16 protein-coding genes and 3 pseudogenes are annotated in these 20,561 nt (G+C 46.4%); 14 read left to right on the plus strand and 5 right to left on the minus strand.

The window, feature by feature from the left end:
* Window position 1 precedes the first annotated feature (1 nt).
* The 4 genes from EKN38_RS22390 to EKN38_RS22405 are packed head-to-tail and all read left to right on the plus strand — an operon-like array spanning window position 2 to window position 2,317.
* Window positions 2–616: an ABC transporter ATP-binding protein gene (locus EKN38_RS22390; RefSeq protein ID WP_260480574.1), complete on the plus strand. Its 615-nt coding sequence runs from the start codon at window positions 2–4 to the stop codon at window positions 614–616.
* Between the two features lie 14 nt (window positions 617–630).
* Window positions 631–1,269, plus strand: coding sequence for a hypothetical protein (locus tag EKN38_RS22395; RefSeq protein ID WP_126522769.1), 639 nt, complete (start codon window positions 631–633; stop codon window positions 1,267–1,269).
* Complete coding sequence (locus EKN38_RS22400) at window positions 1,266–1,898, plus strand: HAD family phosphatase (RefSeq protein ID WP_126522772.1); 633 nt, start codon at window positions 1,266–1,268, stop codon at window positions 1,896–1,898. Before EKN38_RS22395 ends, EKN38_RS22400 begins: the two co-directional genes overlap by 4 nt.
* A complete protein-coding gene (locus tag EKN38_RS22405) occupies window positions 1,895–2,317 on the plus strand; it encodes a hypothetical protein (RefSeq protein ID WP_126522775.1) in 423 nt (140 codons plus the stop codon). The genes EKN38_RS22400 and EKN38_RS22405 overlap by 4 nt, the downstream gene beginning before the upstream one ends.
* 105 nt (window positions 2,318–2,422) lie before the next feature.
* Here the strand turns inward: EKN38_RS22405 and EKN38_RS22410 are convergent, their stop codons facing one another.
* Complete coding sequence (locus EKN38_RS22410; protein ID WP_126522777.1) at window positions 2,423–2,860, minus strand: hypothetical protein; 438 nt, start codon at window positions 2,858–2,860, stop codon at window positions 2,423–2,425.
* 1,652 nt (window positions 2,861–4,512) lie between these two features.
* Between EKN38_RS22410 and EKN38_RS25830 the strand changes: the two genes are divergently transcribed.
* The 5 genes and pseudogenes from EKN38_RS25830 (at window position 4,513) to EKN38_RS26090 (ending at window position 9,985) form a co-directional block, all read left to right on the plus strand.
* Window positions 4,513–5,199: a YadA C-terminal domain-containing protein gene (locus tag EKN38_RS25830; RefSeq protein ID WP_221760825.1), complete on the plus strand. Its 687-nt coding sequence runs from the start codon at window positions 4,513–4,515 to the stop codon at window positions 5,197–5,199.
* Between the two features lie 689 nt (window positions 5,200–5,888).
* Window positions 5,889–6,732, plus strand: a pseudogene (locus tag EKN38_RS26085) (Mu transposase domain-containing protein); the annotation flags it as partial.
* A 236-nt stretch (window positions 6,733–6,968) separates the two neighbouring features.
* Window positions 6,969–7,343, plus strand: a pseudogene (locus EKN38_RS26190) (ATP-binding protein).
* Window positions 7,344–7,688: 345 nt separating this feature from the next.
* A complete protein-coding gene (locus EKN38_RS22435; RefSeq protein ID WP_126522783.1) occupies window positions 7,689–8,510 on the plus strand; it encodes a hypothetical protein in 822 nt (273 codons plus the stop codon).
* Between the two features lie 1,034 nt (window positions 8,511–9,544).
* The gene (locus tag EKN38_RS26090) at window positions 9,545–9,985 is read left to right on the plus strand and encodes an N-acetylmuramoyl-L-alanine amidase (RefSeq protein WP_260480575.1); all 441 of its coding nucleotides are present in this window, start codon (window positions 9,545–9,547) and stop codon (window positions 9,983–9,985) included.
* Between the two features lie 931 nt (window positions 9,986–10,916).
* Here the strand turns inward: EKN38_RS26090 and EKN38_RS22445 are convergent.
* Complete coding sequence (locus tag EKN38_RS22445) at window positions 10,917–12,554, minus strand: O-antigen ligase (RefSeq protein WP_126522786.1); 1,638 nt, start codon at window positions 12,552–12,554, stop codon at window positions 10,917–10,919.
* Between the two features lie 345 nt (window positions 12,555–12,899).
* Between EKN38_RS22445 and EKN38_RS22450 the strand changes: the two genes are divergently transcribed.
* The 3 genes from EKN38_RS22450 (at window position 12,900) to EKN38_RS25835 (ending at window position 16,090) form a co-directional block, all read left to right on the plus strand.
* On the plus strand, window positions 12,900–14,432 hold the full coding sequence (locus EKN38_RS22450; RefSeq protein ID WP_126522789.1) for an EAL domain-containing protein: 1,533 nt from the start codon (window positions 12,900–12,902) through the stop codon (window positions 14,430–14,432).
* Between the two features lie 540 nt (window positions 14,433–14,972).
* Window positions 14,973–15,440, plus strand: a complete 468-nt coding sequence (locus EKN38_RS22455) for an NlpC/P60 family protein (protein WP_126522792.1) — start codon at window positions 14,973–14,975, stop codon at window positions 15,438–15,440.
* A 494-nt stretch (window positions 15,441–15,934) separates the two neighbouring features.
* Window positions 15,935–16,090 carry a hypothetical protein gene (locus tag EKN38_RS25835; RefSeq protein ID WP_185812859.1) on the plus strand — a complete coding sequence of 52 codons (156 nt, stop codon included), beginning with the start codon at window positions 15,935–15,937 and terminating at the stop codon, window positions 16,088–16,090.
* Window positions 16,091–16,504: 414 nt separating this feature from the next.
* Here EKN38_RS25835 and EKN38_RS26095 read toward each other — a convergent pair.
* From EKN38_RS26095 to EKN38_RS22470, 3 genes and pseudogenes are all read right to left on the minus strand, one after another.
* Window positions 16,505–16,710: pseudogene (locus EKN38_RS26095) on the minus strand (integrase); the annotation flags it as partial.
* 176 nt (window positions 16,711–16,886) lie between these two features.
* Window positions 16,887–18,155, minus strand: coding sequence for a beta-ketoacyl-[acyl-carrier-protein] synthase family protein (locus EKN38_RS22465; protein WP_126522797.1), 1,269 nt, complete (start codon window positions 18,153–18,155; stop codon window positions 16,887–16,889).
* Between the two features lie 5 nt (window positions 18,156–18,160).
* Window positions 18,161–18,610 (minus strand): YbgC/FadM family acyl-CoA thioesterase, encoded by a 450-nt coding sequence (locus tag EKN38_RS22470; RefSeq protein WP_126522799.1) that lies wholly within the window; start codon window positions 18,608–18,610, stop codon window positions 18,161–18,163.
* A 1,094-nt stretch (window positions 18,611–19,704) separates the two neighbouring features.
* On the opposite strand from EKN38_RS22470, the gene tnpA reads away from it, so the two are divergent.
* Both tnpA and tnpB read left to right on the plus strand, forming a co-directional pair.
* A complete protein-coding gene (tnpA, locus tag EKN38_RS22475) occupies window positions 19,705–20,118 on the plus strand; it encodes an IS66-like element accessory protein TnpA (RefSeq protein WP_126522801.1) in 414 nt (137 codons plus the stop codon).
* Window positions 20,115–20,465: an IS66 family insertion sequence element accessory protein TnpB gene (tnpB, locus tag EKN38_RS22480; RefSeq protein WP_126522803.1), complete on the plus strand. Its 351-nt coding sequence runs from the start codon at window positions 20,115–20,117 to the stop codon at window positions 20,463–20,465. The genes tnpA and tnpB overlap by 4 nt, the downstream gene beginning before the upstream one ends.
* The last annotated feature ends 96 nt before the right edge of the window (window positions 20,466–20,561 follow it).

Raw genomic sequence — 20,561 nt, forward strand, 5'->3', positions numbered from 1 at the left:
TATGGCAGTAGACAGGGTCAGCTTTTCAGTCAAGCCCGGGGAGTCTGTCGGGATCATCGGGGGAAATGGTGCAGGCAAATCGACAGTATTGAAGCTGCTGACGCGCGTAAGCCGGCCGACAGATGGACGGATCACGGTGAGTGGACATATTTCTTCTTTACTGGAGGTTGGGGCTGGCTTTCACCCCGACCTGAATGGGCGTGAGAATATTTATCTTTCAGGGGCAATCCTGGGGATGTCCCGGAAAAAGGTGCAGGAAAGAATGGACAGCATGGTTGAGTTTTCCGGACTGGCGGACTTCCTGGAAAGGCCTGTGCGCACCTACTCGTCCGGAATGCTATTGCGCCTGGCGTTCAGTGTAGGAATCCATCTGGACAGCGATATTCTGGTCATTGATGAAGCCATCGCCGTTGGTGATGTGGCGTTTCAGGCTCACTGTATGGAGAAGATCCATGAGTTTCGCCGCAATGGCGGCACGCTGGTTCTGGTCAGCCACGTTGGTGGACATTTAATGGAGGTGTGTGAGCGGGGTCTGGTCATGGAAAAAGGGCGACTCGTCTACGACGGCGCTATTAAGGATGCTCTGGATACTTATATGCAAGGTCTTGTCAGATAAATCGGAAGAATATTATGCAAATTATTGCCCATCGCGGGTACTGGCTGAAACCAGAGGAGAAAAATAGCGCTGACGCTATCTCACGCGCGTTTCAGCACGGGCTGGGAATCGAAACGGATATACGTGACCATCATGGAGAACTGGTTATCAGCCACGATATCCCCCGCCAGGAGCATTATTTAACGCTGGCCTCTGTACTTGACGACTATGTCGGTGCCGGCAGCCCTGGTGTGCTTGCCCTGAATATCAAAGCGGACGGCCTGTATAAGGAAATCAAAAGACAGCTGGAATTGCGCAGTATTCGCCGCTATTTCTGTTTTGATATGTCTGTTCCGGATACTCTGCCTTATATCAGAGCGGGTGTGACCGCGGCTGCAAGGTTAAGTGAATATGAGGCTGAAGGGACGCTGAGTATGGCGACCCCGGTTCTGTGGGTTGACGGATTCCATGAAAATTATGCAGAGCTCGGTCACCTTGATAGATGGCTGAACGCCGGAAAGTCAGTTTGCCTGGTGTCGCCGGAGCTGCACGGAAGGGAACCCGCATCATTATGGGAGCCCCTTATGGCACTGCCCGACACCGTTCTTCATCATCCGGAACTCATGCTATGTACAGATCATCCGCTACAGGCCCAGAGGATATTTAACCAGTGAAAATTCGTGCCGTGATTTTTGATATGGACGGCGTGCTCATTGACGCCCGTGAATGGCATTACCTTGCGCTTAACCAGGCGCTGGGTTTTTTCAGTCTTGAGATTTGTAGGGCCGATCATGAGGGGGAGTTTGATGGATTACCCACCCGTGACAAACTTCATCTTCTCAGTAAGAGAGAGGGGCTGCCTGTTGCCCTGCATGCTTTCATTAATGAAATGAAACAGCGCTATACAGAGCAGTATATATACCAGCATTGCTGGCCTGTTTTTGAACATCAATATGCACTTGCGCGCCTGAAGGAAAGCGGGTATCGGCTGGCTGTGGCCTCAAACTCTATCCGGCATACAATTGAGACAATGCTGACGAGGGCTCATCTGCTGCCACATCTGGATTTTTTCCTGTCGAATGAAGATGTCGTTCACGGAAAACCGGATCCTGAAATTTATCAGAAAGCCATACAGCGTTTAGAGCTGAAGCCGCAGGAATGTGTCGTTGTTGAGGACAATCCGCATGGCATAGCTGCAGCGAGAGCTGCTGGCGCCAGTGTGCTGGAAGTGTGTGATCCATCCGAAGTGACCTGGAGCAGGATCAGGAGCTTTATCGCTCAGTGTGAGGGCGACAAATCATGACGAAACAATTGTTACTGGCAGGTCCCGTAACGCAGGTACTGAAGTATCGGGACTGGCGTACATTCTGCTGTGCCCAGGAAAAAGGGGCGGGCAATGAAGCGGATGTGATAATTGACATCCCTGCCGGAAAGATGTCTCCCCTGGGAGTTGGCCTGTTTGCTCTTGAAAAATTTGAACTTCAGGCACCACTGCTTGTCAGTACCCAGTCTTTATCTGAACGTCTTCTGGATACGTTACCGGATCCCGACAGAGCGGTGGCCAGCTTCAGTGATCCCGATACGGGTTACATCTGTTTTCGCACTGCCGATGATTTTGTTCGTTGCGCAAAAGATGCCATACGGGCACACGACCCTCTAAAAGGTGAAGTGTCGTTACTGGATGTCTGGCAGCAGGCATTGCTGAAAAGACTGGGAGAGTGAGCTCCGGATGATAAAGTCATGATTCAGCGCGGCAGTGAGCGTAAATATGAACAAACAGGAAAGCCACCCGCGGGATATCTGATGATATTACCCCGCGGCTGAGAATTAATTATCGACGCTGAAGGGAGCCGGGGTGTTGTACTGATAGGCTTTTTCTACCTTGTTGACAAGCTCGTTGGTCAAATCGTTTCTGATGTCGCTACAGATTTTAGAAATTTTATATTTGTATGCTGCGTCCATAACCGAAATGCTGTTCTCGTTAATACTTTTCCTTACCTTAAGGTAAATCTGCTCCTGTATCCGGATGCTATGAAGCTCTGCATTTCGTATCTGATATATCGAGGGGCTGACCTGCTGCAGTGCCGACAGTTCGTTAGTGCAGGAAGTTATTTCGGACAAATCAACAACCGAGGCAAAACCGGATGCTGGCTGAACAATGGCTTCTACATGGCCAGAAGAAGGGGACTGCTCTGTGTGAACCAGAGGCGTTTGGCAGCCCGACAGTAAGGCGCTCAGTGCCAGCAATGTGATTCGTTTGCTCATTTATGGGGCTCCGGGGATGATCTTTAAGGTCTCATGCCTGACAAAAAAGCTAAATGATTCTTTGAGTATTTTTACAAAGAATACCACAGAATATCAGTGATTAGAATCTGGCTGATGTCATGCCTAGCCTGGGTATGTAACCCCTGAAATCGTAAGCATCCGGTGGCTGTGTCAGTCTGATGTAGTATGCAGGAACACAAAGATGCATTTGATGAAAAAGAAAATAAAAGATTTTTGCTTATCAGATTTATATCATTCCTTTCATGATTATTTTCGTTCCAAAGTTGAACTGAATGACATTCTACGGGTTTATTTTGATGCGCGGGTAAGATCGAGCACATAAAATGCAGTTTTTGCTGACAACTGCATTAGCGAAGGAGGTGCTATACCGCACACCACAGACAGCCTTGTTGTGAAACTGTGGACGGGGAGTGGTACTTACCGATGGTTACGACGTTACCAGAGAGGTAATGCAGCACAGAAGTACGATTAGTATATATCAAGCAAATCCTCGGTGCGCTGACAGATGGCCATGACCCCGGAAGTCAGTCTCGTTGATAAGTAAAGTGCTGGTAAATGGCAGTCTGCAACTTCAGCCTGTCAGGCCGGAGTGAAATAATAGCACTCCCCTTTTCTGAATGACCCACAAGGGGGAAGTGTCGCCAGGAACTATACAGGCTCACCGGTCCCGACCTGGGGGCCGGGTACGCTCGAACAGTCCACCGAAAACTTTTTCGGTAATTATTCCTAAAATTAACCTATTTACATCTTCAGAATTCAGCCGGGATGATAGTATTATCCCGAATCCCTTCTGAGCGGGATTGTCTTCTTTCTCGTCATCTGCACGCCGGGAAAGCCGGTTCATCATGTATTGCGATATACTGGCATATACCCCTGAGCTGACGAGTTCTCCTCCATGCGGCTGTTTTGTACAATTTTACTCTGGCCCCGTAAGGGGCTTTTTTTATCCCACCTGACATTTGCTGTGGTATAAAGTGCAGATAGGCTCGAGGGAAACATTACCTTGTTAGGGTTAAAGTCGGGAGGTTTTTTTCATCAGCGGAAAGACACTCTACGTTATTAGCCCTGGTAATTAATGGCCTTGTCTGTTCCCCTGGATGGTAATTATCTTTTTACCCACATGAATATTCTCCTCTAAGCAGTGCGACTGCAGTTCAGGAGTAATCACCTTGTGTTTCACTACTCATTCTTCAGCCGGATCTCTTATCCGGTTATCTTTTAAACTGCTTTACAATTGGTGTGATTGCACGTAATTCTCACGTTCCATTTAAAAACTGTTTCGCCGCCAATTTCTACGTGCGTGAAAGTAATTACGCCGCCTGGTGTTTTTTTAGCCTTCATATGAGATGGTTTTCAAATAATATTAAAGGAAGGAATGTTTTTTTTCGCTTTTTATTTTGGTGTATTTCTATGTGTTTTTAATTGATGTGGTTGTCTTTGGAATAAAAATCTATTTTTGATGGTGTCTTTGTTTTTTTATTCCGTTCGTCTTTGGAGAGCGCGTACGATGCTGGCTGATAACCGTACCCGGATTTAAAACCCCGGGGGCAGTAGCGTAACACCATCATCACTTATTGTTCTGCACATCAGTGATGAGTGATGGGGGCACCTTCATTACCGGAGTTGGAATCATGAAGTTAGCAAAAAACATTTTCCTTATGACATCTATCGCTGCGGCTCTGCCATTGTCAGCGCAGGCAGACATAAACTGGAATGGCTGGTCGCAGATACAGAGTGACGGTAGCAGTGGACACGCCAAGATAGAGGGCATTAACGAGAATTTTAATAAGATCAAGGAAAATGTCATATCTGTGGACGAGGCCTTGGCTAAGGCCAAAAGCGCTCAAGAAGATTGGAATCAGAAGCAGGAAGGGTTTAATCAGAAGCAGGAAGGGTTTAATCAGAAGCAGGAAGGGTTTAATCAGAAGCAGGAAGGGTTTAATCAGAAGCAGGAAGGGCTTAATCAGAAGCAGGAAGGGCTTAATCAGAAACAGAAAGAGATTAACCATCGACAGTCTTTGCAAAATGATACGTTCAGACGCGATATTCATAAACTTAACGATCGTGTATCAAGCGTGGAAGATACCATGAAGAAAGGCTTTGCCTCACAGGCTGCGCTTTCCGGGCTATTCCAGCCGTACGGCGTAGGGAAGGCGAACCTATCTCTTGCCTTTGGCGGGTACGAATCTCATTCAGCAATTGCCGTTGGTTCTGGATACCGCTTCAATGAAAATGTTGCACTCAAGACCGGCTTTGCCACCAATGCGGAAGATTTTTCTGACCTGACTTACACCGCCGGTGTGAATTTCGAATGGTAATCCGCCCTTGATCCTGCTGCTTCAGGGGACTGGTCAGAATACTTCTGAATGAACGCCTCCTGTTGTACATGACAGATGCAGTGCGTGAAAACATAACCGGGATTATTGTGGCTGAAGAGCTATCTTGGTATGGGAAGTGTTTAAGACCCTAGCGTCGGTATAACGATAATACCGATTGAACTGGTTGGCTGTGGTAGGGGCTAAAGAGCCTCCACCACAGCGTATTGAATATCACCCGCTGTGGCCTGCCGGAAATGCCGAAGGTTAGTGCGAGCAGGGGAGACAATTCACTCGTCGGCTATGCTTATTGTTGGCTGTCGCGCTAGGTTCCTTAAGTCGTTTGCCTCAATTTATTTGTGTCGCGCCGTCAACCCTCATGCCAGTCTTTTCACGCAATACAGCCCTTCAACCAGCAAGTGAAGTAATGGACAATGCTACGTAAGCGTACAGCGTGGGCTGTCTTGTCATAATCTGAAGCATCCGACAAAGTGGTATCCACCAAATAAATCGTGGAAACTCAAGTGTCAGATATGCAGAATAATATGACTCCCGGTAGGCCTAAAGGCTGCCCTAACTATTCTCCTGAGTTTAAACATCAATTCGTTGCGGCCTCCTGCGAACCCGGGATATCTGGGTGAGAATGCCGCCGAATAGCTGGAGCTGATTCACAGCGCCTTCCGGGTATACGCAGTTGGTCACTGCCGGACTGGCTGCTTAGCCACGTCAGGATGCTGGAGTTCCTCTGCGGTGTCCCTGAAATCCTGGTCCCGGACAACCTCAAAATCTGGGCCAACAAGCCCTGTCGCTACGATCCCGATCTCAACCCGTCCTACCAACAGCTGGCAGAACACTATCAGGTTACGGTGATACCGGCCCGTCCCCGCCTTGGGACAAACCAAAGGTGGAAGCGGGCGTCCAGTTCGTCGAACGCTGGATTCTGACCCGGTTGCGGCATCAGGTCTTCTTCTCACTGGCAGAGCGGAACCACTGCATCCGTACGCTGTTGACGGACCTCAACGGGCGTCCCTTCAAAACTGCCCGGCAATCGCCGGGAAGCCTTCGAAAGGTTGGATAAACCGGCGCTCAGACCGTTGCCGGTACAGCCATGGCGCTACCGTCACGTCCAAAAAGCGAAGGCCAATATCGATTATCACGGCGAATATCAGCAGCATCATTACTCGGTACTGCATCAGTATGTAGGTAAAACGGTGGAACTCCATGCCTTCGACAACCTGCTTTAGGCCTGGCCTGAAGGGCAGATGATCGCCGGTCATCCGTGACGTCTTCATCCGGCTAACGTACCACGGCAGAGCATATGCCGGAGCGCCACTGCTATCACCAGCAGCGGACCCCGAGGAGCTGAAAAATTGGGCTGCCGGTGTGGTCCCCGACACTCTCACATGGACCCGCGAGCATCTGGCAGAAAAAGTGCATCCGGAGCGGGTCTATCGCCTGTGTCTGGGGCTGTTGAGTCTGACGCGGGAGTATCCTTCTGAATGCATCAACAACAGCTGCCGGCAGGCCAATATAGAGAGAGGGGCAGGCCCTGCTGGTTACGCATGAATCTCTCGAAAGGGGCCAGCGTAAACAGAAACGTCTGTTGCAGAAGGTCCGGTTGAGGCTGGAGGCCTCTGTCCATGATATAGACTACCAGCCAGCGAGGAACCTGGAGCGTTCACGGATAGCCCTCCCAGTTAAGCCAGAACGAATGGGGGCTCAGGGGATAGAAGCTGCTGATAACCGGCCCCTGTGGCTGCGGTAAAACCTACGTGGGATGTGCGCTGGGCAACAGTGTGCAGTACTGGCGACTGAGCCGGTTGCTGGTTGAACTGACGCACAGCCGGGAGCATGGCAGCTACAGGAAGCAGCTTGCACAACTGTCTAAAACATAGTTGCTTATCCTGGATGACTGGGGGCTGGAGCCCTAACGCCTGGCACAGCGCAACAATCTTCTGGAGCTGATGGACGATCGTTACGGTAAAAATGCCACGGTAATGGTAAGCCCGCTGCCAATGGATGAATGGTACGTTTGTGTGGGTTATAAAACGCTGGCTGAGTCCATCCTAGACCGGCTGATGCGTAACGCCCACTGGCTGGAAATGAAAGGTGAGTCAATGAGAAAACGACTGGCACAGGTTGACTGAAAGTGAACGGTCGGTGTAATAAAAAGAAGTTAGGGCGCGTTAGGAAATAACGCTTTCAAGTTCCTCCGGAATTGCCGCTCAACTTCGCCAGAATACGTAGGAAGCGACTGACCTCAAATAAAATGATTGAATATTCTGAAAAAACGTCCTTTTTTAGTTGGTTTTCCGATAGAGTAAAGCTATGTTTGTGTGCCTACCGCGGACTTCCCCATTACTAGGCCTCCAAGTCATTGTGCGCGCGGGGCATACCCGACAGCCAAAAGGCGTGTAACACCTAACCTGATGGTGGGGAAGTGTAAGGGGAGCGCCGCCATTAAAATGTTTTTTCAAGGGTCTCATGAGCTAATGAATACCATGTTTGCTACCCAGAGGCGCTTTTACTGGCTTCTTATTGCGGGTCTCCTCCTGATCCCTAGGTACGCTTCAGCCTTTTCGAGTGCCGGCAGCGGTGAGCGTAATACCGATCAGTTCCCAATCGTTTATTGGGTATGGGACATCAGGATGGATAATTCTTATGATGATAATCCATGTTATAAAGTTAGTAATTGTTATATTATTTACGGGGAGATGGTCAGCGAGACAAGTTTCAGTGTCTATAAAAGAGTAAATGCGGTGAGTAACGGCCCTACTCTCGCAGACATTTGGGGGGGGCTGTCTTCACCTCTTTTTCGTTTCGATGGAAAGAAGTACGATGCTACTAATGGATATCCTGAGCCTTACCCATGTGCGAAGTTTGGTTACCAAATCGGTTCATCCTTACCAATCTCCTTGGAGGGATGGTGTACAAGTAGCGGGCCACCGACTCCGCCGCCATTGTCCTGCTCAGTGAATACGTCATCAATCCTCCTTCAGCATTCAACGCTAAGCACGACCGATTTACCTGGGAATAAAAAAGAGGTTTCATTCAATGTGAGTTGCAGCAGATCCGCATCGGTGAAGCTGGCTATGACCGGGTTGAATAATAATAGTCAACTGGCATTGGCGAAAAATGGCAGTATATACAGTACGCTAAAGATCAATGACACACCTGCCAATACCGGTATCAGACTCAATAAGGTAGACTCTGGTGGCGTTCAGGTCAAGGTAAGCTCAACGCTGGGGTTAAACGGTACGGTGGAAGGTGGGGATTATTCTGGTTCGGCAATTCTCGTGCTATCGATTCTTTGAATTGATGAGACGACTCCAGTAGAGGCGCGGTGGTAGGATCCGGCATGCTGACACGCAGTTTCCTGAACACGTGCGTCGTTGTTGTCAATGCTACGATGCCTAATGGTTATAAGATTGGATCGTTCATTTTTTTAGATCCCTAACCATAGAGCGTAGCGTGGCATACGCTAATGTGGCGGGGCTAAGCGAGATATTACGCGTAAAACTCCTGTTTTTGCTATAACCCTTTTCCTCAGACGCACTATCCAGCAACCAAGTCTGAAGCCGCCGTTTTATCGCCATCCGATGAAGCCTGTCAGAGGGGGGCACACTAAAGGTTGGCCACATGAACAGAGGTGATATGCTCACCTCAGATACAATACCGGTAACTCAGATCCCCGCCAGTCAATCCGGTATAGCTGGTAAGCTCTACCGTACCACCATATGCGGAGTTTTGGGCCTGGCTGGCAAGGGATGATGGCGATAAGACAAACGTATCTTAGTTACGTATGATTAATCTTTATTAGTATTCTTAAAAATACCCATCTTATTTTCCTTCATGCTTTTTTGGTTATAATCCGACCTATCCTACGCGATAGTACCGTTTACTAACTTGGATGTCTTAATTAGTTTCATTGTCAATCCTTAACTTTCGGAATTTTTTATGTGAAACAATCAATTATATACATATCTTTTGCTCTATGATGATGGGATTTTCAAAAGACCAGTGATTTCCTCTTAATAAAGTATTCGGTTTGCAATGTTTTCTCGGAGTTTCTAACTGAATCTGTTTAATATTTAAAAGCTTTCAGGAGGTCTTTACATCATATTGATGTTTTTCATCTTCGTCATAAAAATAAGCCAATGGTCTATTTTTTATTCTGTTGGCGGGGTAAGGGATTGATTCCTCTTGTGAAGTATTTTCTGTCCAGATACGGGGGGGTTATGTGGAAAATTCTGGTACCTTTTACAATCTTACTTACATCAGGTTGCTCAACGAGTGAGAAAAAATGTAGTGCAGATCAACTATATTATGTTGATGTAAAAAAATATCAGTGAGCCAGGATGACCGGATATGTCATCTGGTATTTCACTACACCGCAGTAGATGATACTAAGTCGATAGAACTATTGATAAGAGGGAATATAGGTGCACATTACTTAATACCCTTAGAGCCTGAATTCACAAATCAAGGATCAATAGTTTTCCAACTTGTCTCAGAGGGAAAAAGAGCCTGGCATGCGGGTGTAAGTTCTTGGGGGAGCCGAAACAATTTTAACGATACATCGATTGGTATTGAGATTGTCAATAGAGGATTTACTGAGGATATGCTGGAGGAGAAAGTATGGTATCTATTTAGTGAAAAACAAGTTCTAACGCTTTCAATTTTGCAAACGATTTTATTAAAAGAAATAATATTTCCTCTGAAAACATTTTGGGTCACAGTGACATATCGCCCTTGCGAAAATCCGATTCCCGGTCGACTTTTTCCATAGGAACAAATTGGCTGAGCATGGCATTGGTGCATGGCCCGATGAACAAACTGTTCAGAAATATTTAGCAGGACGAGCTCCGAACACATAGGGCAACGTTCTGATTTAATATAGCAATATCCCTTAGGCACATGTACTGGATGAAGAGACAAGGAGAACCATCATCGCTTTCCAGATGCATTTTAGACCGTTTGACATATCCGGAAAAGCTGATGCTTAAACGGAGTCAATAGCAAAAGCTTTCTTGGATAAATGCAAAGGAATCGAATCGTATATTTCTTACAATTATTTTCAAGTTTATGGGGCTAGCTTTATAAAATCATGACATTTTCCCTAATGTGGGTTTGATAAAACTATTGATAACGATCTCAATATTACAATGTATGACATTGCGGAGCTGCACTTAAAAATGAATAATTAATACATACTCTGGGAGAGGAGACTATATGCAAAGGGCCGGCACCTTCCTCGTCCGACTGCCAGGAATTAAAGACCGTAAATGCCGTTGGAGTACACTACTCTAGTGAGCGATGCATGAGAGTGTTCTGATAACCTGCAGATAATGTCACGATCAGAATTACAGCTATCTTCCATGCAAGGTTTTTGTCCATTTTTTAGGTTGTTTTTCAAAAATGTCTTTTTGTCCGGGGATTGGGGCTATGCTTAGCATTGAGCCATCCGGGAGGGACGATTGAGCAGGTCACACAGCCTGGGCTGAAATCACAAAGCGTTCATTTATTTTCGAAACACTTATTTGGAAATTTAATTTCAATATCACTTTGGCCTTCTAAGAAGGTATATTTCCCAGTCCATGACACTTTTAACGTACGTCTTTAGTCCATTGCGCCTCAAACTCTCTGGCTGGAGTCACAGGAATATACACCACTGTTGAAAAGATGTTAATGCAAATTTATGAAATACCAATATCATCCGGTTAATGCTCTGGTGGTATAGAGGGTTGCTGTTCGGTTTTCTGAGGAAATAATTGACGGTACATTTCTTTCATCTCAGCCAGTTTTTCCGTCTCATTGCGATGCTGTGCGATCGTTATCATACTTCTCCAGACGTTTTTGTCGTTATAGCGCTCCGACCATTTTTCTGCCTGTACCATAAATGCATCCAGATTCGCGGAGTTGCGGGTAAGGTTATAGTCTGTTAGCAGCGCGACCATTCCATCAAACTGTGCGCGTTCTGACTGAGTGGTGAAGTACCATGGTGCCGGAACAGGGAAGTTCACCAGCCCGGAGCGCTCGAGAGCAGTCAACTTCTGGCCTGCATAAAGCCCGGTGAGACTAAAAATGAACATCGCCGTGCCGCACAAAGCACATATTGCACGCTGCCGGAGAGGCAATACCTGCACGGTGCTGGCGGGGGAAGGAATATCTGCCACTCCCAGTCGAAGTAGTATCAGAAGCAGACCGAAGTGCACGAACGACTGATAGAGTGGGTATTCTAGGTTGATGTGAACAAGTAGCGGCAGAATAAGCAAAGACTGTGCCAGATCATAGTGAGACTGCCGCGCTGCCCGGATGAGTATAACCAACCACCCGACGCACAGTGCAAGCATTCCGGCCAGCGCAATGACACCACCCTGGAACCAGGCATACAACAGCTCATTATGTGGATGGTTGACGATGCTGGAGTAGCTGTAACCTGTTTCAGGGTGCGTCAGTACATAGCGGCTGAAGGCATATTCGAATGTACCATAACCATACCCTGTCCAGGGATGTGCCTGAATCATTTTCCAAGTAATTTCCAGAATATAAAGCCGCTCACGGGTAGAGCCTGTGTAATCGCGTGCAATCAGAGATGGCTGGCCATTGACCAGAACCGTAATGTGCTGAGTGATATGAACTCCCGCACATGCTGCCAGTATCATGATCATGACACCTGCCCACATCCGGAGCGGATGATTTCGTCCGACAAGCCAACTGATAGCAATGACGGAAATAACAGCCCCCATTGCTCCAGCGCGGGACTGATTCAGCGCCATCACAAAGGCGAGCAGACCCAGTCCCGGTACAATCAGTCGAGCCGCACGAGAGCCTGACTTCATTAATAACAAAAAGCCACAGGCTATACCGATGGCAAGAAAACTTGCCATCAGATTCACCTGCTGGAAAATACCGTAAGGGCGACCATGGTTACGGAGCCAGTTGAACTCATACAGACGTGCGGCGATCGACGGACTGAAAGTCTGCAGCAGACCGATGCCCGCCTGACCCAGTGCCAGTATAAAAACGGCCCAGAGTATCTGTTGTCTGCGAACAGTGGTGAGTGGTATTCGCATCAGTAATTGCCAGAGCAATAACGCTGCCAGAAGCGTCCAGACGCCGGGATTTCCCCGTGCCTGCAACAGCCACGGCAGCAGCAGCAGAATCCCCCCCAGAGTGATCAGTGGCTGAGATTCACCCCGAGCCGATGTACTTTTATATCGGCAGGCCAAAACTATCAGCATCATGCCTGTCCAGGCCGTGAAGGTTAAATTCCATGGAAGAGTAACTCCGGCTCCACCATTTCCGGGCAGGTAAATGGCCAGAACAATAAAAAGAACAGCAACGGCAACAGCCATGAGAGGCTCTCTCCATTAGGGGACTCAATAAAAAATGGGTTGGGGGGATAATAAGCAAAATCCGCATGACAGACAATCCATGCTGAATTGTACTGCACGTCTTATGGGAAGGGATGACATCCATTTCATAATGAATTCAGCACTATACTCCGTCATCAAGCCATCCTGCCTTCAGGGGGGCTGTGTATGAACAATTTTCCGGGAAGGTGAACATGGACAGGTGATAACAAATCAGGGAGGACAGCGGCATGAATGCAACGGGTCTATGCTATAGATAGCCAATGAGATGGAGCTTTTGTAATTAACCCATATTTATTGTATCCTGCTGTTAGACAGGCGGCTAAAATGAATAAAAATACAAGATATCATTTTTTCTCTGTACTTACTTTTTTCCTGCTAATTATGGGGCTGGGGACTTATCTCTGCTATCTGCAGTTAACGTTTTCTTTAGCAGAAGGCACCCGGTTAAGACTTGAGCAGGCGGTGAACAGCATTGATAAAACCCTCGGGCACGCTAAGCTTGCAGCTGAACAAGCTGAGGTGTTTATGGGACGTTCCTGCAGTGAGGATGTGCTAACGGGTATCCGTACTATAGTGGCGACTATCCCTGATGTCCGAACCGTTAACATGGCGAAGCATAATGAAATCTACTGCACCTCTGTTTTTGGCGGACGGTCATTTGGCCTGAATCAGGATCATTATCCTGACAGAGCGCTCATTTTGATGGGAGGAAATCAAATGACACCCGGCAGGCCCCTTATTATATATAGCTTACGTGATGGTCAGGGGAATACTGCTCTGATTGGTATCGATAGTTATTATTTATCTAATATTCTTCGGGCTCTTGGAAGTGAAGATACTCTTTATTTTATGGTTGGTGAACGCTATCTCCACAACAACGATGTTGTGACCGATAAAGTAAAGTTAAACATTTCTCAGCAGCTGAGTTCTAAGCAATTCCACTATACTGTAATAGCTGAGCGTCGGGGTTATTCTTTGCTGCAGGCTTTTCTTCACCACGAACGAAATCTTTTTATTTTTGTTGTACTGGTGTCATTGCTGCTGACTTTCTTCTTTCATAGCTACCTTCGCTACCGTGGAACTGTGGAGTTTCTGCTCAGAAAAGCTATTCATAAGAAGCAGTTGAAGCCCTATATTCAGCCTATTGTTAAGGGTAATAATAAACAGGTTGTAGGAGGTGAAATTTTAGTGCGCTGGGAACACCCTGAGCAGGGTTTTATTCCGCCAGACAAGTTTATTTCAGTTGCAGAAGAAACTGGGCTGATTAAGGATATAACTGCCATCTGTTTTAAAGATGTCGTTAATTTCTTTAGCGAAAACCATCATCATCTTCCAGGGGATTTGTTTATATGCTTCAACGTCAGCGCTGTTGATTTTCAGGATGATGCTATTGTTGTGCTCTGCAGGGGCTTTCTGCAGCAGCTGAAAAAGAAAAAAATGCAGCTGGTGCTGGAAATTACGGAACGAGAGGCAATTGACAATACACTGCAGACTGCGGCTATAGTACAGACATTGAGGCAGCTAGGTGTGCAGTTTTCGCTGGATGATTTTGGTACCGGGCACGCAAACTATAGCTATCTGCGGCAATTCCATCCTGAATATATCAAGGTGGATAAGATATTTACCTCCAGCGTGATTGAAAGTGATGCATCTTCGCTGCTTGTGAAAAATATGGTTACCCTTGGGCATAAGTTCAACTGCCAGATTATCGCCGAAGGCGTTGAAGATGAGCAGCAGCTTGCTGCACTTATGGAGACCGGTATTGAAATTTTTCAGGGGTATTTTTTCTCTCGTCCGGTCCCTTTACTGGAGTATCTTTATATGTCCTATCCGATTAATCTTGCAAAGGATGCTTAATTGCATTTGTCTGTTAGCGTTTTCTTCGCATGGATTGCTGATACGGAATATTGATTCAGGCCATATTCTTTTTACTTTACGTTAACAGCGACCATAAATTATTCCTGGTATTGTACAAAAAGGAGCTGTATGGGAGGGGGGGATGTCATGAATAACAATGGCTAATGCCGCAGTTACCAGTTTAGCAAGAGGGTGTATGGAGTGAGCCAGAACCCGTTTACGAATCCCCCTGTAGTTAGGAGTCCAAATTTTGGAAGCCAGCCCACTCAGGATCAATTTTGACCGGCTACCATTACCCACTACGTTTACAAAAACGTCCGAAACCTGATGGTTTGGAACTTCTTTGGCAGATCAAGTGGTTAGCTGCAAATCAATAAAGATCCAAACAAAAATATACATATTTATAGATTTATCAAAATTTAAGCGAACAAAAAAACATCAATATGGTTGTAATTTCATCTCTAATTGTATGAATTTCGCCCTCATTTTTATCCTTAATGGAGTCGAACACCTGCTTTGCAAGAGTGATTGTTATCTATCATGATGTTACTTAAAACCATTTTTGTTGTTTCTTTCTTCACAATTTACTCAACCCTGGCTTTCTCTTCATCACACGGTCTGGATAATTTCAACCAGGGCGACATAAATGCTAAGATTATGATTCTTAAGAACTATTCAAAATGGGAAGGAGTCAGGTACCAGTTTGGTGGTACGGATGAAAAAGGAATCGACTGTTCTGCACTTATTCAAAAAATTTATCGCAGCTTCGATATCTATCTACCCAGAACGACTAAAGAGCAGATAAAAATTGGAAAAACAATCAATAAGCATCAACTTAAGTTCGGAGATCTTGTTTTTTTTAAGACAACAAAAACGTCCCGACACGTTGGTATTTACATAGGAAATCAGGAGTTTATCCATGCCTCAACTACGCTCGGCGTAACTATCTCGAGTCTGGAAAATAGTTTCTGGTCAAAAAGATACGAAAAATCCACACGGATAATTTAAATGCCCTTAAAATAAAATGCTAACAGCATGCTTTTTTGGGGGGTATATACCGCACAATTTTATAATACTCAGGCTATATTTTGGTATCTAACTTAAGGTTAGCTGCTTGGGCTGTGTTGGCCTGTCCAGGTGAGCCGATGCGTGATTAAGTGTGGCGTGCAGATTGATAACAGGGATACACATATCATCAAGATGAAAGTATAATGAGTTACACCGAGCGATAACACGTGTTCTTCCGAGTAAAGCATTAGTACGATTGATACTGGCATAAAGGAGTTTGATTTTTTCATTACTTTACGCAATCATTATGTTTGTTGAATAAACTTTTTTAATATACGCCCTATCATAATGTGCATAGAATTGAATCTGACACTTTAAATGTCTTATTGTGCATCGGGCTGGGGGATAAAACATTCTGATATGTAAAGTTGTAATATCTCTCTTCCCTTTCGAATAGCTTTGTATGGCTCGTAAATTATTAGTGGAAACGTGAAATGTTAAAAAAACAATTGATTGTTAACCAAAGCAGGCAACTAGCACTGCATTATGTCGCATCTCTGGGAAAAAAATTATCACCGGCTGAGTTTATTGAGGAGGTAATCAAGGCTGAGATTTCTTTTGCAAGTGTTTTAAAGCAAAAGGGTTTTTAAGTTAAATAGAGTGCCTTGGTGACCTCGATACCGGCATTTTTTATGATGAGTAAATTGCACCGCGCATTGAGAATCCCATAAAGAATATTACAGTCTCTTTATCCTGTACCGAAGACAAAGAGGCTTAAGGCAGTGCATTATTAAACGCTTGTGGGTATGGATCTTTTACAGGACTATTATATAAAACTTAAGGTCTCCGCAGACTCAGTGCTGATTACGGTGCGCGCGCCAGTAGGAAATACAATCTCGCATTTAGAAATGCTAACGGTGAAATCCGTAGCGATTCAGCGACGTCCTCTTCTGAGTGTGAGTTCAATCGATGGATGGAATCCTAGTTCAAAATTAAGCACCTCCGACATGGAGGCGCATAACGTGGTATATCCTGACTGGTTTTGGTGCGGGACGCTATCCGGACTAGATTTGTGCGAAGTCAAACGGACTCACTGTTTTTTCCTCATTTGTATCCAGAAATCAGCCCACCTTTGCAGCATCAGCCTGCGATCATCCAAAAACACCGTTTTATGGATATAAGACGCGCGTGCACCACTACGTTCCTGACAGCTCATCTGGCGTTCCGCAGCATCTCTCGACCATAATCCTGACTCAATCAACGAACCACAATAAATCTCATCGAACACCAATTAGTATGACCAGATTATTAAACTGATTGTCTTTTTCTTCTTGCCCGGGGCAGAACATGACGCAGAATACCAGACGGGCTATATTTACATGAGCAACGTTATAAACGTCAATCCGGCATATTTCTGGATATTCGGATTCACCTGCTTACATGTTTTCAGCAAGCCTTCAATACAAGGGATGTATTGATACCGCCAAACCCGAAGGCATTTACCATCGCATAATCGACGGATTTAACCCTTTGACTTCCGATAATAATATCCAGCCCGGGCATTTCGTCACTGAAATTCCTGGTGTTATGTGTTGCGGGAAGTTTGCCAGCCCGAAGAGCCTGTATTGTCACTGCAGTGGCTAGTGCACCAGCCGCTCCCTGCAGATGGCCGAACGCACTTTTTATAGCAGAGACACTCAGATGAGAGGTACTGCCAAATACTTCACGAATAGCCAGATACTCGCACAAATCACCGATCGGTGTGGAAGTGGCATGGGCACTGAGATAACCCACTGCATCTGGGGTGATACTGGCTGAGCGCAGCGCATTTCTCATCGCTTTTGCCACCCCTTTCCCGTCACGCAAACCGGAGGTGATATGAAAGGAGTCGCTTGACGTGCCGTAACCACCGATTTCAGCAAGTGGAACGACTCCGCGATTCAGGGCGTGCTCCCGCTTTTCAAGAACCATAATTGCGGCTCCTTCTGAAAGGATGAAGCCATCTCTGTCCCGGTCAAAAGGACGTGAACGTTTCCGGAAGGGCAGGGAAATATTACGGGACAGAGCTCCTGCAGCCTGAAAACCTGCAAAACTGACCGGGTTCAGGGTTGCCTCGCTGCCGCCCGCAATTACCACATCTGCATCATTGTTATGCAAAATACTGAGAGCTTCGCCGATGCCCTGGAGACTGGCTGCACATGCTGTGGATGGTGCAAATGAGGGTCCCATAAAACCAAAACGAATACTAACTGCACCGGCTGCTATGCTGAGCAACGACAGGGGGCTGGTAAAAGGTGATGTAGATTTCCGTCCATAAAGGGACAACTCGCTTGCGGCATCAAGGAGTGACTGAATTCCCCCCTGACTTGAGCCAATCACCACGCCAGTTCTTTCTTTTTGTTCTGCTGTAAGCTGCAGCCAGCCTGCCTGCTGGATTGCTTCTTCTGCAGCTGCGACAGCAAACTGTATAAAACGATTGGTACGCTGGAGACTTTTTTCCGTAAAGAAGTCAGCCGGCTCAAACCCAGCTGTCGGGTCTGCCGTTTTGTCCGACACAATCCCTGCAGGATATGAAATTACGCCTTCTGAGGCATCGTGAAATGTGAGCCCGGTAATGCCTGACTTTCCGGCATTCAATCTTTCCCACACAGTGTCAGAGCCACATCCCAGGGGAGTCACCATACCCAATCCCGTAATTACCACAGAATTATTCATACTGCTTACCTGAAAGATGAATTGCATTTCATAGCTGAATGCAGTGATGGAGGTCTGACAGGTTTTAGCGTTGTGACGCTCACGGTGGCCATACTGATATGGGCCGAGACTCTTGGTTTACCGTCACAGCTGACGATTTGTGTGAACACAAACCGTGCATGTTGTTGCCGGGAGAGGCTGGTAGTGATGGTGAGAGTCTCGTCAAAATGAGACGGGGAATGGTAGGAAATGTCCGTCTGGCAGACTATCCATGCTGTATCAAGCTCCTCTATCATTTTTGCCAGGCTGATATAATGCGCTCTGAACCACTCAGTGCGAGCTTGGTCGAAATAACGCAGATAACAGGCATGATAGACGACTTTTCCGGTATCGATATCCGCAAAAGGTACCCTGAAATGCCATTCCTTTGAAGAATTGAGCAACGATGACCATATGATATATTCTTCTGCTTTCATCGCTTGTACCTCTTCGCTGTTGATGAAACAGTGATGACGTCTCTGGTGGTTGTTAATGGTTTTAATATTATTAAGTTTACGATTAAAATCGTAGACGAAATCGGGGTATTGTCAAAGTAACGATATCTTTTACAGGAATTCGATATTTTCACCTGGTGTTTAACTAACCATGCCGTAACTGAAAAGGTCATCCACAGAAAAGTGCAACGAAGTTTGTTTACTCCGGGATTGTTTATCGTGAGTGGTACTATTCATTCCTGCCGGCTTGTCACTGTTAAGTAATTAATTGTGAAGGGAGTCGCGGTGTTTTACAGGTGGCGGTTTTCTCTTCTGTTTCTATATTAATCTGGAATAGGTGTGTTCGCGTGATAATTATATTATTAAAGCTGCTATGCTGTATTTGAAGTTGGTTATAACTCTGTAGAGTAGCGGTCGCCAGCGCGGGATGACGAGTTCCCTTTAGCAGTTTTCTGTACATTATAAAATGCAGTTAACATTATTCCATTGCAGGCTTTTCTTCGGCATGGCTTCTTTTTTAGGATTGTTCCAGATTCTTTGTTTGTGTTGATTTTAAAGGGGTTTAAATCAATCCGCTAAGTTTTAGCCCCCTGGTTAGCCCCTGAAAATACAACATAACGGTGTCACAGAGGTCTACATTTAAGGGGGAGGGAAGGGAAGTCGCATTATAACGCATGAGCGCCAGATATCCTTTGCCGCCAGGTAACCATCACTCAGGAGAATATGCCGGGGCAGGTTTGTACGGGGCCTTTTCTGCATTTTTCCACGCCGGGGGGATACTCGCACGGTATCGCGATGTACGAGATTTTTTGAACAACGGTGTTGTTTGTTTAGTTATTTCGCTCCAGCCCTTGTCATATAAGGGGTTAAGAGAAAATATAACAACCTTACCTTAAAAAAAGGGGAGAGAATTGGGTGTTTACCTCAATAAAAAATATGTCGTCCAGTCTGCGCACATCCTTGCAATTCTTTGATAAAAAGAAGGTTTACTGTAAGCGTAAAGCCAGCGCCGTATGTAGCCATTAAGCCAGTGCTGGTAACTTAGACGCCCACCTGTTACAGACGGACATCTAAGTATGGAAACCCAATCCTGGCGAAAAGAACCTCGTAAAAACTATTCGAATGACTTCAAGCTACGTATGGTCGAACTGGCTTCCCGCCCCGGTGCCTGCGTTACTCAGATTGCTCGTGAAAACGGCATTAACGATAACGTCATCTTTAAATGGCTACGGCTCTGGCAGGATGAAGGCCGCATATCACGTCGACTTCCGGCAACAGTCGAATCGTCTCCATCACCGATGATGCTGCCTGTCGAGGTGATACCTGACCCGGCACCAGCAGGTGAGGCGAACACAGGTCCGGGTCAGTTCTCAGCGCTGAATGCCACCTCCTGTTGTGTTGAGTTCCGTCACGGCAAAATGACGCTTGAGAACCCGTCTCCAGAGTTGTTGGCTGTGCTGCTCCGTGAGCTGACCGGGAGAGGCCAATGATATCCCTCCCGTCAGGCACCCATATCTGGCTGGTTGCTGGCGTCACGGATATGCGTAAATCGTTCAATGGTCTGGGCGAGCTAGTACAGCATGCACTTGATGAAAACCCGTTCTCCGGCCACTTGTTTATCTTCCGTGGCCGCAAGGGAGATACTGTAAAAATCCTCTGGGCCGATGCTGATGGCCTGTGCCTGTTTACCAAACGCCTGGAAGAAGGCCAGTTTATCTGGCCTGCTGTACGCGACGGCAAAATCGCGATCACCCGCACACAACTTGCGATGCTCCTCGATAAGCTGGACTGGCGTCAGCCAAAAACAACACGCCTTAACTCATTGACAATGTTGTAAAAAGGTCATTACCATATTATAAATAAGGTCATTATAAATAAGGTCATGAGTCAGGACTATCTCGCCCGTATCGCCGCGCTGGAAGACGCGCTTCGC

Source organism: Enterobacter sp. WCHEn045836 (assembly GCF_003965585.1).
In the GTDB taxonomy this organism is placed as follows: Bacteria; Pseudomonadota; Gammaproteobacteria; order Enterobacterales; family Enterobacteriaceae; genus Enterobacter; species Enterobacter dissolvens.

Bases quoted from the DNA above. Each gene is read 5' to 3' on its own strand.
- EKN38_RS22410 (WP_126522777.1), bottom strand. From the start codon at position 2,860: ATGAGCAAACGAATCACATTGCTGGCACTGAGCGCCTTACTGTCGGGC.
- EKN38_RS25830 (WP_221760825.1), top strand. From the start codon at position 4,513: ATGAAGTTAGCAAAAAACATTTTCCTTATGACATCTATCGCTGCGGCT.
- tnpB (WP_126522803.1), top strand. From the start codon at position 20,115: ATGATATCCCTCCCGTCAGGCACCCATATCTGGCTGGTTGCTGGCGTC.
- EKN38_RS22470 (WP_126522799.1), bottom strand. From the start codon at position 18,610: ATGAAAGCAGAAGAATATATCATATGGTCATCGTTGCTCAATTCTTCA.
- EKN38_RS22405 (WP_126522775.1), top strand. From the start codon at position 1,895: ATGACGAAACAATTGTTACTGGCAGGTCCCGTAACGCAGGTACTGAAG.
- EKN38_RS22395 (WP_126522769.1), top strand. From the start codon at position 631: ATGCAAATTATTGCCCATCGCGGGTACTGGCTGAAACCAGAGGAGAAA.
- EKN38_RS22450 (WP_126522789.1), top strand. From the start codon at position 12,900: ATGAATAAAAATACAAGATATCATTTTTTCTCTGTACTTACTTTTTTC.
- EKN38_RS22455 (WP_126522792.1), top strand. From the start codon at position 14,973: ATGATGTTACTTAAAACCATTTTTGTTGTTTCTTTCTTCACAATTTAC.
- tnpA (WP_126522801.1), top strand. From the start codon at position 19,705: ATGGAAACCCAATCCTGGCGAAAAGAACCTCGTAAAAACTATTCGAAT.
- EKN38_RS25835 (WP_185812859.1), top strand. From the start codon at position 15,935: ATGTTAAAAAAACAATTGATTGTTAACCAAAGCAGGCAACTAGCACTG.
- EKN38_RS22435 (WP_126522783.1), top strand. From the start codon at position 7,689: ATGAATACCATGTTTGCTACCCAGAGGCGCTTTTACTGGCTTCTTATT.
- EKN38_RS22390 (WP_260480574.1), top strand. From the start codon at position 2: ATGGCAGTAGACAGGGTCAGCTTTTCAGTCAAGCCCGGGGAGTCTGTC.
- EKN38_RS22465 (WP_126522797.1), bottom strand. From the start codon at position 18,155: ATGAATAATTCTGTGGTAATTACGGGATTGGGTATGGTGACTCCCCTG.
- EKN38_RS22445 (WP_126522786.1), bottom strand. From the start codon at position 12,554: ATGGCTGTTGCCGTTGCTGTTCTTTTTATTGTTCTGGCCATTTACCTG.